Raw genomic sequence first — 15,893 nt, 5'->3', positions numbered from 1 at the left:
GGCGGGCCTTGTGTCAGCTGACCCCCCGCATTGCTGCCACCCGTGGCGGTGCTGGTCGCGAGACTGGGTGTCGGCTGAATGGCGCTTACCGTGAGTACACCCGCCGACGGCGACCGGCTCCTAACGCTGCAAAGCCGGCGTCGCTTTCAGGCTGAAAGCGGCCAGTTGAAGGCCCCCCGGCCATGCGCTAATCCGGCCATGCCTGCTTCGATCACCCTCGCTCCTATCTCGGCCGCAGACGCTCAGTTGCTGGACAACCTCTGGCAGTTTTACGAGCTCGAATCATCGGCTTGGTCACAAGAGGACATTGACTCGCAAGGTCGGTTCAATTCGTTGTCGGCGTTCCTGGCCCGCCTGCGCGATCCCCATGCCGTCGCTGAGGGCTACGTCATCCACCATGGCGTCAACATCGTCGGATTCCTACTCGTCGGACTTCAGTGGTTGCACGAGCGAGAGATCAAAGAGCTGGCTGATCTCTATGTCCTGCCCAAGTACCGCGGGTTGGGCATCGCCAGCAACGTGGTTCATCAGATGATTACGTCCTCGGACAGCCCTTGGCTCATTTGCGTGTTTAGCGCGGACGTGCATGCGCAGAGGTTCTGGGAACGCGCATTCCAGAGGTTGCCGTTCTCTTCGGTGCGGGAGTTGCTGCCGCCGGAGTTCCCGGAACTGCGCGAGTTCGTCGTAAACGATGGTGCTCCGAAGGTCGACTGATGACATCAAGCCGGGCCAAACACCAGAAGCTGCTCCAGCGTCGATGACCGCTTCCGCTGGAGGCTGTGTGAAAACGCCCCCTTGATCGGGCCCAGGTCATTTGTGCGTGACAAGCCAAAGTACGAGCGCAAGCAGTGCCAGTGGCGGGCCAAGCCAACGCAGCGCATCAAGAACTAGCCGGCGCTTGGTGATTGCCTTTGCGTCTTCGTGCTGTGCCATGACTCTTGCGAGCATGACGGGATCGAATTCATAGCCGTGGCCTTCTCGGATCCGTCTGGCGGCGGCTCGAAGCTCAGGGGGCGTTAGCCCGAGGACTTGCTCTGCCACATCGAAGGGCCTCGAAAGGATCAAGGAGCGTGCCGAGTCCTCCGGGGTGGCAGGCTCGAACAGGCAGTTGCCGCACCGGGTGAGCGCGCGAGCCTTGAAGTGCCCACATCGGATGCAAATTGCTTGGGGGTTGCGAACCACGATTCTGTTGGCGTCTGAGCAGCGGCATCACACTCTACGCGGCACTGAATCTACTGCGTACGGCAACCTGCCGGCTGCCGTTGCCAGCGTAGACACGCGAGTGACGCCTTCCGTTGAACGTCATGTGAAAACCCTCCTTGGATAGCGCGCGCCACTGCCTAGATTGTGGGAACGCCACAGCCCGGGCCGCTTCATGAAGCGATTTATCGAGGGAGAGGATCGGCACCAGGTCACGCTGCTGCCAGAGTGCCTGGACGACTTCATTGCAGAAGACAACACCGTTCGCATCGTCGACGTCTTCATCGATGAGTTGGATCTGGTGTCGTTGGGCTTCGACGGCGCGAGCCCAGCCGCAACGGGGCGCCCTTCGTATCACCCGTCGGTGCTGTTGAAGCTGTACCTGTACGGCTACCTCAACCGCATCCAGTCCAGCCGCCGCCTGGAGCGCGAGTGCCAGCGCAACGTGGAGCTGATGTGGCTGACCGGCCGGCTCGCCCCCGACTTCAAGACCATCGCAGACTTCCGTCGCCACAACGGCAAAGGCATTCGCAATGTCTGCCGTCGCTTCGTGCTGCTGTGCCGCGAGCTGAGGCTGTTCACCCAAGCTGTCGTGGCCATCGACGGCAGCAAGTTCAAGGCGCTCAACAACCGCGAGCGCAACTACACGCCGGGCAAGATCGAGCGTCGCGAACGGGGGCTGGAAGAGAGTATCCAGCGCTACCTCGATGCACTGGAGACAGCAGATCGGACCCAGCCCACGGAGATGCAGGCCAAGACCGAGCGCCTGCAAGGCAAGATCCAGAAGATGCGCCAGCGCATGCAAGAGCTGCAAGCCATCAAGGCGCAACTGGAGACCCTGCCGGATCGGCAACTCTCCCGGACGGACCCCGATGCACGGGCCATGACCACCTACAGCGCCAAGGGTACGGCCATGGTGGGCTACAACGTACAAACGGCGGTGGACACCAAGAACCATCTGATCGTTGCCCACGAGGTCACGAACAACGGCAGCGACAGGGCGCAGCTCAGTGCAATCGCTCTGGCTGCACGCGACGCGATGGGCAAGCACCTGCTCAAGGCCATTGCCGACCGCGGCTACTACAGCGGTCCAGGCCTTAAGGCTTGCGAGGATGCCGGGGTGGCCGTGCTTGCCCGGCGTCAACTATCCTGAGCTGCCAGCGTCAACTATCTTGAGCGGTGCGGATGGGTGTTGATCACGGTGTTGGAGGTGCGCTGCGTTGCCGGCGCGCCGGCAACGCAGCGCGGCGTCGGTAGCTGTCCACGTTCATCTCCAGGATGGTCGAGTGATGCACCAGGCGGTCGACCGCAGCCACCGTCATGGCTTTGTCCGGGAAGACCTCATCCCACGCCGAGAACGGTGCGTTGGCCGTGATGGCCAGGCTCTTGCGCTCGTACCGCTCGGCGATCAGCTCGAACAGCACCGAGGTCTCGGCCTGGTCGCGCCGTGCATAGCTGAGGTCGTCCAAGATGATCAAGTCGAACCGGTCGAGCTTGGACAACTCCGCCGGCAGGCGCAGGTCGCGCCGGGCTGCCTGCAGGCGCTGCACCAGCTCGCTGGTGCGCACGAACAGCACCTTCAGCCCACGGTCGATCAGCGCGTGGCCGATGGCCGCCACGAGATGCGTCTTGCCGGTGCCCGGCGGGCCGAAGGCCAGCAAGTTGTGGCCCTGCGCAATCCAGCTGTCGGCCTCGGCCAGCGCCATCACATGGGCCTTGGAGACGGCCGGCACCGCAGCGAAGTCGAAGTCGGCCAGGCTCTTGCCCGGCGGCAGCTGGCTGTCGACCCGTGCACGGGCCAGGCGCCGCGTCTCGCGCTCGGCCATCTCATGGCCCAGCAGCGTGTGCAGCAGCCGCTCGGCCGGCCAGCCCTCGCGGTTGGACTGCGCGGCCACATCGGCCCACAAGCGCTTGATGGTCGGCAGGCGCAGCTCGGTGAGCATCAGTGGCACCGCTGCCCCCGATGCATTGGTGTCGGCACTCATGCGGCCTCCAGCAGTTCGTCGTAGACCGCCGCTGACGGCAGCACCACGACCACCTGAGGCATCGCAGCCGGTCGTGGCGCGAACCTGTCCCTGAGCACATCGATGTCGGGGAGCTCGGCGCCATCCAGCAAGCGAGCGAGTTCGATGGCCAGCTCTGCCACCACGTTGGCTCGGTCGGCCAGGTCCAGCAGGTCCACCATCAAGCGGCAGGCCGCCCGCTCGGGCAACGCCTGGCTAATGTGCTCCCAGGCCAGGGCGTACTCGCTGCGCGGGAACATCGCATCGCGCAACACCCAACGCGCGAAGGCGCCGGGCTTGCGCTTCAAGTTGGGCAGCATGTGACGCCAGTCAATGCGCTTGGGGTGGCGATCGGCCGTGCTGGCATGCAGCCGCTCGCACTCGAAGACCTTCACTCCGCCCAGCCAGGCGTCCAGATAGGTGCTGTGCAGCCTCACCTTCAACCGTTGACCGGCCAGGCGCGACGGCACGCTGTAGAGCACGCTCTTGGCGCTGAACACGCCGAACTTGCTAACGCGCGCATCCATCTCCTCGAAGTCGGACGTGCGCCGAGTCGGCAGCGGTTGAAGGCTGGTGCGCTCGACTTCCCATGCGCGCGCGCAGCGCGCGTTGAGCCGGCGCACGGTCTCCGCCACGAACTGCTCATAGGCCGGCAGGTCATCGAACTCGCGGCTGCCACGCAGCAGCAGAGCCTGGTCCAGTCCGCGCTTGAGGCTGCCTTGGCGCGCTTCAATGGAGCCGTTCTCGTGGCTCACGCCGGTGTTATTGCGCGTGGGCCGCATGCCATAGTGCTTGCACAGGGCCTGGTAACGCCGCGTCAGCTCTTCGCGCTCGGCCAGGTTGTTGAAGGCCGCCGACAGGCTGTCGGTGCGGTGTTCCTGCGGGACGCCACCGGCCATCCATAGCGCGTCTTGTAGCCCTGCAGCCAGGCTCTGGAAGCTCTCACCGCCCAGGACCACCCTCGCATGGCGCCAGCCGCTGTGGGCCAGCGCGAACTGGTACAGCCGGTGTGGGAAGGCCAGCCCCCCCAGACTGACGTCCAGATCGTCGGCCACAGTGAAGTCCGACAGCCCCAGCCGGCCCGGCGGATGCTCCTGCGCGAAGAACAACTCGCGCTCGCCGCCGTGCTCGGCGCGCCACTGGCTCACGCGCCGCTGCAGCGTGCGCAGCACTCCATCGGCGAACCGCTCGGGGTGGCGGCGCTGCAACTCCTCCAGCACGGTGACGGCCATCAACGACGGTGCGCCTTCCAGCATGGGCACCACCTCACTGGCCCACACCTCGGCCAGCGGGTCGGCGCGGGTGCGCCAGTGTCGCGGTGGGCGTTGTGATGGCAATGTCGTCGCCGATTCCAGCCGCCGCGCGCTGGCCACGCTGATGCCCGTCTTGGCTGCAGCAGCCTCCTGGCTGTGCTTGCCCCTCAGTTCCTTGTACTTGCTCACTTGCAGGTCCGTTATGCGTTTGCCGGGCACCGTGGCTGCCTCCCTCTGGAAGCCAACCACTGTAGGAACCCACCCGCAAAACGCTCCCCGGCGGCCTGCGTCAACCGCTCACGATAGTTGTCGCTGAGCGCTCAAGATAATTGTCCGCCGCCACCGTGCTGGTTCCCAAGCCCATGACGTCCAATGCCAGAGCTGAAGGTCGGTTCGACAAGACAGACTTCATCTACATCGCTCGCGCCGACGAGTACCAATGCCCGGCCGGGCAGCGTGCGATTCATCGCTTCAGCCGCGAAGAGGCCAGCCTGCAGATCCGCATCTACTGGTCAAGCGCCTGTCCTGCTTGCCCGATGAAGGCACGGTTCACGACAAGCGATTACCGACGCATCAGGCGGTGGGAGCACGAGGAGGTCATGGACAAGGTGCAGCAACGGCTGGACCGGATGCCCAGCGCCATGACGGTACGCAAGAGCACCATCGAGCACGTCTTCGGCACCCTCAAGCATTGGATGGGCTGGACACACCTCCTGATGCGAGGAATGAAGAACGTGGCGACCGAGATGAGTTTGAGCGTGCTGGCGTACAACTTCAAACGCGTCCTCAGCATCCTCGGCTTCGGGCGGACCAAGAAGGCGATGCGACTGCTGGGGGCGTAGACGCCCCTTTACAGATCCGTAGCCCGGACCTACGGCCTCGAAGATGCACCATGGCGCTCGCAACGCCGATGAGCACGATCAGTCCGGATGAGAGGCCAAGCACTCAGGATCAAGGGCGCCTTCTGATCGCGAACGAGCATCCGGTGCGTTCTCACACAGCCTCGCTGCGAAGAGGTCAGCCGTTTGAGGTCATGGTCAGCAGCTTGGTCGACAAACGAAACCTTGCGCGGCCGGCTTCACTCATTGAGCCAGCTTTTCTAAATCGTCGATCACTTCGGACAAGAAACGCCGGCCCGTTGCGCTGAATGCTTCCACCGACACGTCCATCGACGCCAGCAGGCCCAGGTTGGTAATACGCAGCGCCTGTTTGAGATCCGTCTGGCTGGCCAGCAGCGCGCGCAGGCCGGCACCGGCCCGGTTCGCCAGACCAGCAGCCTGGCTCCCGAACTTGTCTTGCAACGCGCGCCACATCCGGCCGGCCCAGGCTTCCAACTCTTCGGTGCCGTCGCGGCGGTCGCGCTCGGTGGTGAGGTAGGCCAGAGCAAGCACAAGCCCGAGATCCTTGTTCGAGCGCTTGTAATCGGTGCCCGCGATCAGGGTGTCTGCGATCTCCGGGTGATGAAGCAGGTTGGCCAGCGCCATCATCTCTGGCCGCGCAATGCGCAGGCCGCACACCGTTTCCAGTGGCTCCCATTCCGCCAGCGCAAGAAAGTCGAAGCTGCAGATCGCAAAGTGGCCGATGCTGGTTTCCACACGACGCAGTTTCTTGCCCTGCGCATCCGGATTGAACGCCGGCGGAGCCGACAGCAGTTCCAGGAACCAGGGGCTTGCGGTCTCACCAGGCGGGCGAAGCCGTACCATCGGCAGGCCGTCTTCTGGATCATCCTTTGTGCCCGGTCGGCTCCAGCTCTGGCTCTCGCGCAGCTTCCAGTCCGCCCGGATGAGCTGGTCGGTCACTTCCGTCACCGCAGCCACCGCCTTCGAGTGCGGGGAAAACAGGCAGTCCACATCCTTCGTGCGGATTGCGCGGGCACCGTCGCCGGCGAAAAAGTGGTACCCGGCCGCGAGGCTGCCGATGATGATGACGTCGGCCCGAACATCAGCTGGAAGCGCTTGGGCCACCTGGGCCAGAACCTCCGCCGGTGAGAGCGTTGCATCCAATTTCATGGTGCTTTCCTTCTTGCGGCTTCACACAGCTGGTGCGCGAACTCCTCAGCCTCTGCCTGTAGACCGAGTTGTTCCAGGTCGGCCAGGCAGTCCAGCCGTGCGGCCAGTTCGGGCTCACGTGCAACGCTCTCTGGCGGCCGACAGTCACGCTGCAGATGCAGCACGAGCAGAGGCTGGCGTTTGGCGGCGTCCGCATCCACCAGGCCCGCATCCAGCTTGGGTACGAACCGGAAGTCACCGTCATAGACGCTCAAGTCCAGCCGCGGCGCAGCCGTGACGTTCAGGTCGGGGAAAAGCGCAGCGCACCCAGCACTCCGGAGATGGCCGTCTTCCCCGCGACGCCCTTGCTTCGCAGTGACAGGAGGCGGTCGGCCATAGCGCTGGGCACGCGTGCGAGACCTGATGGGTCAACGTAGCGAAGCTCCTTGCGGGCAGCCGCGTGCTCGTCGGCCAGCTTGAGCAATACCCTCGGTTGTAGCCACAAGTCGATCGGACCGTCGCGCTCGCCGGCGACGATGTTGAGTTGGTGCAGCTCGGTCAGTGCGGCCGAGGCCGTCTGGTAGCTGGCACCTGTGTGCCGGCGCAGTTCTGCAAGCGTTATCGGCGGCAAGCCGCACAAAGCGCGCTCGACGAGAGTCGCCTTGACCTGCTGGCGGGTGACGCGGGTGGACGCGTTGCCCATGCCCTCATCCTGCACGGCCCTGTCGAGCGCGCGCAAGAACGGCTGCGGGAACTCGGGGGCGTTGCCGCTCAGGTGGAAGATCTGGCCCGTCTTGGCGGCGACCAGATGGATGCGATGGGCAACCTCGGGGCGCACAATGGTGCGGAAGCGGTTCAGCTCAGCCTCCAGGCGAGGCGTGGACAGGCGGCTGTCCACGACCACGCATAGGCCAGTTGCCGGCCGGGCAGCGCTGTCGAGCGCATAGGCGAGAGCAAGCAGCCCCTCGCGGACGTCCCGTGCTGTGCTTGTGCGCCGGATCTCAGCAAGGACATCCGGGCCGGCCGGGTTCTCCCAATGCAGTGAAACCAATCCGTCGTCAGTGAAGTTGCGACCTGCCATTGCGTTGCAACTTTATCGATTCAGTCGCAACCTATCAAGAGGTGGGTTGATGATTGGCACAAACGTGGCAACGAGATGTGAATCCAGGGTCTGCACCAAGTTTGAAGCGTCAGTTTTGGCTTCGAAACCAAGATCACCCCGAACTCGGCCATAACCGGTCCGACGCGAGCGTCAGCACGGGCGCTGGGGGTACTGTGGTTTCGCTCGTTCGACAGAGTTCATGCTTTCGCCAGCAACTGTGCACCGCTCACCTTGGCGGCGCCTTTGTCGAAGGTCCACAGCGGCTGCTCGCCTGCCTGGGTGGCCAAGGCGACGTGCAGACAGTCAGCGAAGTCGGCCGAGCCCTCGCGGAAAAGCTGCAGCGCGACCTCGAGCGCACGCTCCGACTCGAAAGTGAGCTCGGCTGCCGAGAAAAGACTGGACAGCGTCAGGAGTACGTCGTCCTTCACAAAGCCGAAGTTGGACCGCAAGACCCACTCGAGCTCAAGGACTACGGTGACGGGCACGAACAGCGTCACGCCTTCGCCCACACAGCGCCTGATGAGCCGCCTCGCCGCCGCGAGCTGGGCCGCGTTATCCCCGACGAGATACCGCACCAGGACGTTGGTGTCGAGCGCCGGCATCGCTCAACGCCAGGGGTTCATGTCTTCGACGCTGACGTGCTTGCCCTTCGGGGCCTTGAACATCCTTGACCAACAAGTAGCCAATGCGCTGGAGCGGATCCATCGGCCATACTGTCTCGCTATGGGAGAAGTGCCTTGTCCGGTGGGCTGAAGGCTTCGGCGCTGCAACGGTGGTTGCTGGCAGCCTTGGTTGTTGCCTTTGCCGTGCTCATGATCGCCCTGAGACCTTCCGACGAGGCACAACAAGCTGCATGCGTGCAGCAATGCTTGCCGCGGCAAGGTTCATGGAAGCCCGACCCGGACCTAGCCGCCCGTGATACTTCCGGAAGGGGCGTCCAGAGGGTTTGTGTCTGTCAATAGGCTGGCTGCTACCGGATCTCAGGGCAATGGTGGCCAGCGATGCGGCAGCAGCTCGTCGATGCGGCTGGCCGGGTGGGTGGGCAGCCGATCCAGCGCATCCTTGAAGTAGGCGTAGGGATCGTGCCCGTTGATGCGTGTCGAGTGCAGCAGGCTCATGATGGCCGCGGCGCGCTTGCCTGCCCGCAATGCTCAAGGCGCTAAATCCTTGATTCCGAGTGCGCACATGGCGCTGGCCGTGCTTGCGGTCGGCGCATCACGAGCTGTCAACTCCGCCTTGTCACGCACCTTGACGCTACCCACGAATTGCCGTGGCTGACAGGGCTGAGCCAATGAATGGATACGATGGGAAGTCAAGAGCTAGCTACCAGGGAAGTCACCGTTCCAGCGCCCAGAATGCTGGAAGGCAGACAGGTAGCTACGAGAGAATCAGAAGAAATTGACGTCAAATTTGTCAATTAAATCAATGGGTTAGAAGAATGAAGAAATTCGCCACCTGGAACGTCAATTCCCTGTCCATCCGTCTACCCCAGGTGCTGGACTGGCTGGCCGCCCATCCCGTCGACGCACTGGTGCTGCAGGAGACCAAGCTCACCGACGACAAGTTCCCCACTGCAGAGATCGGTGCCGCCGGCTGGCAGGTGCAGTGGTTCGGCCAGAAGACCTATAACGGCGTCGCGTTGATCAGCCGCGAACCGGCAACGGACATCGTCAAGAACATCACCGGCTTTGCCGACGAGCAGGCCCGCGTCATCGCCGGCACGGTGGGCGGCGTGCGCGTCATCGGCGGCTACTTCCCCAATGGCCAGGCACCGGACAGCGAGAAGTTCGTCTACAAGATGAACTGGCTCAACGGCCTGCGCGGCTGGCTGGCCGAGGAGATGAAGCAACACCAGGAACTGGTGCTGATGGGCGACTTCAACATTGCTCCCGAAGACAGGGATGTCTACGACCCCGTTGCCTGGGCCGGCCAGATCCATTGCACGCCCGAGGAGCGCGAGCATTTCCAGCAGCTCATCCAGTTGGGCCTGACTGACGCCTTCCGCCTTTTCGAGCAGCCGCCCAAGAGCTGGAGCTGGTGGGACTACCGCAACCTGGCCTTCCGCAAGAACCAGGGCTTGCGCATCGACCACATCCTCGTCAGTGCGGCATTGAAGGGCCGCGTGACGGCCTGCGAGATCGACAAGCTGCCGCGCAAGAACGAGCGCCCCAGCGATCACGCGCCCGTGATCGTTACCATCGACGGCTGAAGCCGCCGGCGCAGGAACGACGACAGGATCAGGCCCGCCACGCTCGCCAGCGCGCCCCATTTGACGGCACTGGCGCAGAACAGCGCCACACGCGGCCCCCAGGCCCACCATTCGGCGTTGCCCCCGTCAATGGCCATGAGCGCCACCCACGAGGCGGCGTTCTCGACCAGGTCGGCACCGACCGCGATGGGTAGGGCCCAGCCGGCGCGGTTGAGCCAGCCCGGCGGGGTCATGCCGACGTCGATCAGGTTGGCATGGCGCGCGAAGGCGCGGCAGACCCAGAAGGACAGCACCCAGGCATACGCCGCGATCAGCACCGTGTCCAGGAACAGCGCATGGCCTGGCCGCGCAAAGCGCGTCGCCTGCAGCGCCCATTCGCCCATGGATGCCAGGCTCAACTGCCAGGACTGGAAGCTCCGGTTGGCGTCCAGGATCTCGCGCACCCGCTCCGTCGACGGCAGCAGCCCGCGAGGTTCGAGCAGTGCCCAGCCCATCAGCAGCACCAGTGCGGCCATCGTCGCCAGCGCCAGCAGCAGCTTGGCCCAGGCACCCGGGCCGCGGCGTTCCGACCAGGCCGTGGCTTCGGGGAAGGCGTGCTTCCACAGCGCGACTGTTGGGTGTGCCTGCATCCTCACCGGCACCGCCTGCTCGCCGTCGACCACTGCGTGGGCGGTGTCTCGCACCTTGAGGCCGGTCAGTGCCCAAAGCGGCGTGACGTAGGTTTCGCTGTTGATGCGGGCGGCCAGGCGCGCCGGCGTCGGCGGGTCCAGCTGCGGCATCACATGGAAGACGTCGGCCTCGCTGACGATCGGCGGCTGTCCTGCCGGTGCCGGCATGCTCAGCCCGCACTGCAGGGCCTCTGCCACCAGCCAGGCGAACGGCGCACGGGACATCTCGCTGTAGGGGTAGACGTTGCCGCCACCGACATCGCAATGCGAGCCCCGGAACCAGCATTGCTTGATGTCGCCGGGTTGGTGGTTCGCCATCGAGAACGAGCCGTCGTTCTGCGCGTAGGCGCGTGGCAGGAACTGCGCCCGTTGCTCGTCCAGCGCAAGGGCCTGGCGCACGTGCCGGAAGTGCTTCCCCGCGAGGTCCGGCTTGGCCGTGATCTTCAGGCCGAAGGGTGGCAGGCCGACGCTGGCCACCGTATCCCAGACTCCGACGAAGTGCACCACCGGCCACTCGGCCGGCCGGCTGCCCTGGCCGAACAGGCGCGCGGCCTGTTCGGCGATGGCCTTGCGTTCCGGCGACTGCCGCGAGAAGTACGTGGCGACGAGGCTGGATACCAGCGTGTCCTGCTGGCTCTCAATGATGCCGAAGGCGTTGACGAGGCCGGCGATGGAGCGCGCCGTGAAGGCGCCGCGCGAGAAGCCGAACACGAAGATCTCGTCGCCTGGCTCCCAATGCGTCATCAGGAACTGGTAGCCCTCGGCGACGTTGTCGTACAGGCCGCGTCCGAAGGCCAGCCCGTCGACACGGTCAAGTGCACGGCGCGCCTTGTCCGCGAAGGTCGTGCCCGGCAACTGGCCCGGGTTGCCGACGCCCGGGTCGTAGTAGACGAGCCGGTTGGGGGCCGGATAGAGCCGCAGCAGCTCCGCCAGCAGCACCACGTGGGTGTCTGAATGGCGGCCGCTGAGGTTGTTGTTGGTGCCGTCGCACAGCAGCACCAGCTGACGCGGTGGGTTCATGAGGGGCGCCTTCCGGGAAGGGGCTGGGATGCGGGCAGTCTTGCATCGGCCGGCCCGCCCGCCATCCCCAGAAGGACGGAGGATGGCGACTCCCGGGTTCCGCGGCTAGATGGCGTCCAGCCGTGCCTGCAGCCGTTCGAAGAAGCGTCCCACGTGCACGCCGTCGCAAAGCGCGTGGTGAACGTCGACGGCGACCGGCATCAGCAGCCTGCCGCCCTGCTCGGTGAAGCGGCCGAACGCCACCTTGGGGCGGTCGTCGCCCAGGCCGCGCGCATGCGTGAAGGCCGTGAAGGCCAGCCATGGCAAGGCCGTCATGTGGACCAGCGTCTCCTCGCGCACATCCCCCGGGTCGTCGGCAGCGAAAAGGTCGCCGCTGGCGCGGCGCACGCGCTCGACGTTCGGCTTGGCGCGCGCGGCGAACTCGGCCAGCGAGGGCTCGCGCGGCAATGTGACGAAGCCGAAGCTGCCGTCATCGCGCAGTACCGTCGTGCTGGCGTGGATGACGGCGAACTCCCGCACGCCGCCACCGTCGGCAGCGAGGGTCTGGTGCATGGCCTCGATGCCGTTGGCCGCTTCCAGCGCCGCGTGGTGGTAGGCCAGCCAGGGAGTGGCCCCATGGCGGGCGGCCCGCTCGCGCAGGCCACTCACGTCCACCGGCACGGTGACACTGAAAGCCGGTTGGGCCATGCGGCGGAAATGCTCCAGCGCGGCGCGGCGCGGCCAGGCGTCCAGGGGAATGTCGCGATCTTGCATGGAGCGCATGCTCGCACGGCTGTGCGTCCGGAAAAAAGCCCGGGCCGCTAGTGCGACCCGGGCTTGCGGAAATGAAAGCGTTGACTCAGGACATCAATCGATGCCGGGCTGCTGGCGCATGCCGAAGTCGTAGAGAGCTCGCTTGAGCTCGTCCGCACGTTCCTCGCCCAGGTCGGCCAGCAGCCGGTTCGTCGGCGTGCCGCGGATCTGGCCGATCCGGTTGTAGCCCAGCGTCTTCGCTCGCGCGAGCGTGCGCGGCGTCAACGTCAGGCATTCGAGCGGCGCCTGATCGGCGAGGCTCAACAGTCGGGCGTAGGTTTCAGCGGAAATGGACACGATGCCTGCGCTGATGAGCACTGCAGTCGGGGTCGGGGCCGAAGCGTGGGGCTTTGAGTGATGGAGCGTCGGTGCGGAGCTCGTGATCTGGAGCTGGTCACCTTCGCAATCCGTCATCGCCGCGTACATCTCGGCCAATGAGGCTGTCTTGCTGGTCAGCCGCCGAGACGGGGCAGGCCGAGGACTTCGCAGATCAGGTCGATGAGGTACATGAAGGCTCCTGTGGGATGGGCAAGAAATTCGCTTACCCGGACTGTCCCTGTTTTCACCCCCCTAGAAACCTAGCAAGTCTTCCAGGTTTCTGCGCCTACAGCACGCCCGCTGCCACACATTTGAGCACCGCCTGGTGTTTGGACGTGACTTCCAGCTTGCGCATCGCATTGCCTAGATGGAAGTTCACGGTCTTCTCGCTCATGCTCAGGATGACGCTGACCTCCCAGGCCGTCTTGCCTTGGGCTGTCCAGCTCAGCACGTCCAGTTCTCGCTTGGTCAGCTTCGGCAGATCGTCCTTGTTGAGCTTGGGGCTCAGCAGCCGGTCTGCTGCAGTGAGTGCATGGGCTGCGAGCAGTTGCAGCCCGCCAACCATCTGCATCAACTGTGCGCCAGGGTCGGGCAAGGCTTCTTCACGATCCACGCCGAGCAAGAAATGCTTGTCGCCAGGCAGATGCAGCTTGACCGCGATGCCGGTCTTGTATCCATACGGGGCCTGCATCTCCCACAGCTCGCCCACACCAGCAGCGACGTAAGTCTGCTGGTTGTAAAGAACGGGGACTGACTGCGTCATCAGACTCGTCATGACGGGATCCCGGCGCGTGTCGCTGAGGTCCTTGGCAGCCTGTACATAGGCGTCCGGCGTATTGCCCAACGACGTGATCTGCACGTTCGTGTCCTGCAGCAGACCGCGCATCAGTACGCCCGAGATGATCGGAAAGCCCATGGCCTGGGCCGTCGCGACGAGACGGCGCTCGAAGCTCTCGAAGTCTTCGCTCAGCCCGACATCGATGAGTTGCTGGTAGTTCATTTCGGGCTTGCCCATACCTGCCAAGTCTGCCAGCTTGTTCCGCCCCCCGCGCTGACCAGAGACTGCACTCCCGTTCGAAACACACGCCAGAGAGGAGTTGTCCATGTCCACCTTGATCCAGTTGCCGGAAGGCAGCGTTTGCTGGCCCGCGGCCGCCCTGTCCAGCGCGGCCCGGGACGTGCAGCACGCCCGGACTCATACGCACCGTCCGCACGGCGGCGAACGCCGCGTGGGCGGATCGACGCGCTGGGAGCGCTGCTACGCCGACGCTTGTGCGTGGGTGGAGTGGGACTGGGTCGAGATGGCCGAAGGCACCGTCGTGCAGGCCGATCCCCTCAATGTGCGCTCCAACGTGCTGCTGCTGGATGAGAGCGGCCGGCCGCTGCTGTCATCGCGCCGGCGCGCCGCGCTGGCGACGCTGGTCTATTTGCTGCCGTGGCAGGGGCCGGTGCTGGATGCACTCAGGAGCACCGCGCGCACCCGTCGAGCCGACACCATGGAGCAGCGTCTGGCCGCGTGAACACGCGCGACAGCGCTGGGTACTGCGTTTGCGCAGAATCCGCGGCTTCCCCGCTTGAAGCCGCATCATGAGTTCCTCCTCTCCCGACGACATCCTCGCGCAGTGGCTGGCCGACGAGGCCGCGCTGCGCTCGCGTCAGCAACTCGAAACCGGTCTGGCCTCGCGCGCCATGCTGGCGGGCAAGACGGGCCTGCAGCAGATGCAGGCCATGTTGGACGGACTCGCGCCGCGGCCGCCGATCAGCGAGACGCTGGACTTCCTGCTGATCTCGGTTGAAGACGGCATGGCGACCTTCCAGGGCCGGCCGCAGTTCAAGCACTACAACCCGCTCGGCGGCGTGCATGGGGGCTGGTTCGCGACGCTGCTGGACTCGGCCCTGGGCTGCTCGGTGCATACGACGTTGCCCGTGGGCCGCGGCTACACGACGCTGGAGTTCAAGGTCAACCTCGTGCGGGGCCTCAACGACAAGGTGCCGCTGGTGCGCGCTATTGGCCACGTCGTGCATCGCGGTCGCCAAGTGACGACTGCAGAGGCCGAGCTGGTCGGTCACGACGGCAAGCTCTACGCGCACGCGTCGACGACTTGCCTGCTGTTCGACCTGCCGCCGGCCTAGACGCGCTCCAGCCTGGCGTGCGGGAGCGGGGGCAAGGCCACCGCCACGCCGTCGCCCGGCTTCACGGTGCCTCCGGCCAGCACGATGCTCATGACGCCGGCCTTGCGTACGACCTCGCCACTCGCGTCCTTGCCGACGACGGCCTTCAGCAGTCCCGTTTCGAAATTCTCGATCTGCGGGCAGGGATTGCGCAGCCCGGTCAGGCGCAGCACGACGTCGGTGCCGATGCGCAGCTCCGTGTCGCACGGCAGGGCCAGCAGGTCAATGCCGCGGGTCGTGATGTTCTCGCCCAACTGGCCGGGCCCGACGCCGAAGCCCTGTGCCGCAAGCTCGTCGAAGAGCTCGCTCTGGATCAGGTGCACCTGGCGCAGGTTGGGCTGCGTCGGGTCCTTGGCGACGCGCGAGCGGTGCTTGACCGTCACGCCGCAGTGGGCGTCGCCGGCAACACCCTGCCCTGCGATGACGGCGAGCTCAGCCTGCGGGAACTTGGAGAAGCTGTGCGTCGCGCTGGCCCATACGGCGGCGACGACAGCCGTTTTCATGCGCGCAGCGCCGCGGCTTCTGAAGCCAGCTGGGTGATTCGCGCCCAGTCCTTGGCGTCGACCGCGTCCTGCGGCGTCAGCCAGGAGCCGCCGCAGACCTTGACGTTGGGCAGCTTCAGGAACTGCGGTGCGGTCTCCAGCGAGATGCCGCCGGTCGGGCAGAAGGCCACGTCCGGGAAGGGGCCGGCCAGCGACTTCAGCAGGTTCACGCCACCCACTGCGACGGCCGGGAACAGCTTCAGGAAGCCGAAGCCCGCCGCGTTGGCCTGCATGACCTCGGAGGCCGTCGACACGCCGGGCAGCAGCGGCAGACCCTCGGCCTTGCAGGCGGCGGCGAGCGCGTCCGTGTAGCCGGGGCTGACGCCGAACTGGCAGCCGGCGTTCTTGGCGTTGGTGACGTCCAGCGGGCTGCGCAGCGTGCCGGCGCCGACGATGGCGCCGGGCACCTTGGCCATGGCTTCCATGGCCTGCAGGGCGACGGGCGTGCGCAGCGTCACCTCGAGCACCTTGATGCCGCCGGCGACCAGCGCTTCGGCCAGCGGCACGGCGTCTTCCAGGCGCTGGATGACGATGACGGGAATGACGGGGCCGTGGCTGGCCAGGCTGAGGGTGTCGATCATCTTCTTGTTCCTTGATCAGCAGATGCCGGCGCGGCGGCCCGGCAC

Annotated in this window: 16 protein-coding genes and 3 pseudogenes; 6 read left to right on the top strand and 13 right to left on the bottom strand. The window is 65.4% G+C overall.

What is annotated here, in order from left to right; genetic code table 11:
* Positions 1-90: 90 nt before the first annotated feature.
* Positions 91-714: a GNAT family N-acetyltransferase gene (locus QM732_RS08930; RefSeq protein ID WP_415655818.1), complete on the top strand. Its 624-nt coding sequence runs from the start codon at positions 91-93 to the stop codon at positions 712-714.
* Between the two features lie 661 nt (positions 715-1,375).
* A pseudogene (locus QM732_RS08925) lies at positions 1,376-2,350 on the top strand (IS1182 family transposase); the annotation flags it as partial.
* Between the two features lie 46 nt (positions 2,351-2,396).
* Here QM732_RS08925 and istB read toward each other — a convergent pair.
* Together istB and istA are read right to left on the bottom strand one after the other, a co-directional pair.
* Positions 2,397-3,185, bottom strand: coding sequence for an IS21-like element helper ATPase IstB (gene istB / locus QM732_RS08920; RefSeq protein WP_415654705.1), 789 nt, complete (start codon positions 3,183-3,185; stop codon positions 2,397-2,399).
* On the bottom strand, positions 3,182-4,675 hold the full coding sequence (gene istA, locus QM732_RS08915; protein ID WP_415655817.1) for an IS21 family transposase: 1,494 nt from the start codon (positions 4,673-4,675) through the stop codon (positions 3,182-3,184). Before istA ends, istB begins: the two co-directional genes overlap by 4 nt.
* A gap of 128 nt (positions 4,676-4,803) precedes the next feature.
* On the opposite strand from istA, the pseudogene QM732_RS08910 reads away from it, so the two are divergent.
* Positions 4,804-5,298 (top strand): annotated as a pseudogene (locus tag QM732_RS08910) (transposase); the annotation flags it as partial.
* A gap of 240 nt (positions 5,299-5,538) precedes the next feature.
* Here QM732_RS08910 and QM732_RS08905 read toward each other — a convergent pair.
* The 5 genes and pseudogenes from QM732_RS08905 to QM732_RS08885 all read right to left on the bottom strand — a co-directional run.
* On the bottom strand, positions 5,539-6,465 hold the full coding sequence (locus QM732_RS08905) for a hypothetical protein (RefSeq protein ID WP_415655816.1): 927 nt from the start codon (positions 6,463-6,465) through the stop codon (positions 5,539-5,541).
* Entirely contained in the window at positions 6,462-6,719 is a 258-nt protein-coding gene (locus QM732_RS08900) for a hypothetical protein (protein ID WP_415655815.1), read from the bottom strand. Before QM732_RS08900 ends, QM732_RS08905 begins: the two co-directional genes overlap by 4 nt.
* A 26-nt stretch (positions 6,720-6,745) precedes the next feature.
* The gene (locus QM732_RS08895) at positions 6,746-7,525 is read right to left on the bottom strand and encodes a hypothetical protein (protein ID WP_415655814.1); all 780 of its coding nucleotides are present in this window, start codon (positions 7,523-7,525) and stop codon (positions 6,746-6,748) included.
* 218 nt (positions 7,526-7,743) lie between these two features.
* Complete coding sequence (locus QM732_RS08890) at positions 7,744-8,148, bottom strand: PIN domain-containing protein (protein WP_415655813.1); 405 nt, start codon at positions 8,146-8,148, stop codon at positions 7,744-7,746.
* A gap of 378 nt (positions 8,149-8,526) precedes the next feature.
* Positions 8,527-8,697 (bottom strand): annotated as a pseudogene (locus QM732_RS08885) (transposase domain-containing protein); the annotation flags it as partial.
* A gap of 287 nt (positions 8,698-8,984) precedes the next feature.
* On the opposite strand from QM732_RS08885, the gene xth reads away from it, so the two are divergent.
* Complete coding sequence (xth, locus tag QM732_RS08880; RefSeq protein ID WP_415655812.1) at positions 8,985-9,755, top strand: exodeoxyribonuclease III; 771 nt, start codon at positions 8,985-8,987, stop codon at positions 9,753-9,755.
* On the opposite strand, the gene QM732_RS08875 is transcribed toward xth, so the two are convergent.
* From QM732_RS08875 to QM732_RS08860, 4 genes are all read right to left on the bottom strand, one after another.
* Entirely contained in the window at positions 9,722-11,443 is a 1,722-nt protein-coding gene (locus QM732_RS08875; protein WP_415655811.1) for a T6SS phospholipase effector Tle1-like catalytic domain-containing protein, read from the bottom strand. The genes xth and QM732_RS08875 overlap by 34 nt on opposite strands.
* Positions 11,444-11,548: 105 nt before the next feature.
* On the bottom strand, positions 11,549-12,196 hold the full coding sequence (locus tag QM732_RS08870; protein ID WP_415655810.1) for a CatA-like O-acetyltransferase: 648 nt from the start codon (positions 12,194-12,196) through the stop codon (positions 11,549-11,551).
* 93 nt (positions 12,197-12,289) lie between these two features.
* Entirely contained in the window at positions 12,290-12,670 is a 381-nt protein-coding gene (locus QM732_RS08865; RefSeq protein WP_415655809.1) for a hypothetical protein, read from the bottom strand.
* Between the two features lie 169 nt (positions 12,671-12,839).
* Positions 12,840-13,568 carry a helix-turn-helix transcriptional regulator gene (locus QM732_RS08860; RefSeq protein ID WP_415655808.1) on the bottom strand — a complete coding sequence of 243 codons (729 nt, stop codon included), beginning with the start codon at positions 13,566-13,568 and terminating at the stop codon, positions 12,840-12,842.
* 88 nt (positions 13,569-13,656) lie between these two features.
* Here QM732_RS08860 and QM732_RS08855 point away from each other — a divergent pair, with 88 nt between their 5' ends.
* Positions 13,657-14,073: a DUF4902 domain-containing protein gene (locus tag QM732_RS08855; RefSeq protein ID WP_415655807.1), complete on the top strand. Its 417-nt coding sequence runs from the start codon at positions 13,657-13,659 to the stop codon at positions 14,071-14,073.
* Positions 14,074-14,140: 67 nt separating this feature from the next.
* On the top strand, positions 14,141-14,686 hold the full coding sequence (locus QM732_RS08850; protein ID WP_415655806.1) for a PaaI family thioesterase: 546 nt from the start codon (positions 14,141-14,143) through the stop codon (positions 14,684-14,686).
* On the opposite strand, the gene QM732_RS08845 is transcribed toward QM732_RS08850, so the two are convergent.
* Complete coding sequence (locus QM732_RS08845; RefSeq protein ID WP_415655805.1) at positions 14,683-15,228, bottom strand: MOSC domain-containing protein; 546 nt, start codon at positions 15,226-15,228, stop codon at positions 14,683-14,685. The genes QM732_RS08850 and QM732_RS08845 overlap by 4 nt on opposite strands.
* Complete coding sequence (gene eda / locus QM732_RS08840) at positions 15,225-15,848, bottom strand: bifunctional 4-hydroxy-2-oxoglutarate aldolase/2-dehydro-3-deoxy-phosphogluconate aldolase (RefSeq protein WP_415655804.1); 624 nt, start codon at positions 15,846-15,848, stop codon at positions 15,225-15,227. The genes QM732_RS08845 and eda overlap by 4 nt, the downstream gene beginning before the upstream one ends.
* Between the last annotated feature and the right edge of the window lie 45 nt (positions 15,849-15,893).

Source organism: Roseateles sp. (assembly GCF_047654805.1).
Classification (GTDB): Bacteria; Pseudomonadota; Gammaproteobacteria; order Burkholderiales; family Burkholderiaceae_C; genus Pelomonas.
This window is presented reverse-complemented; position numbering and strand designations above follow the sequence as displayed.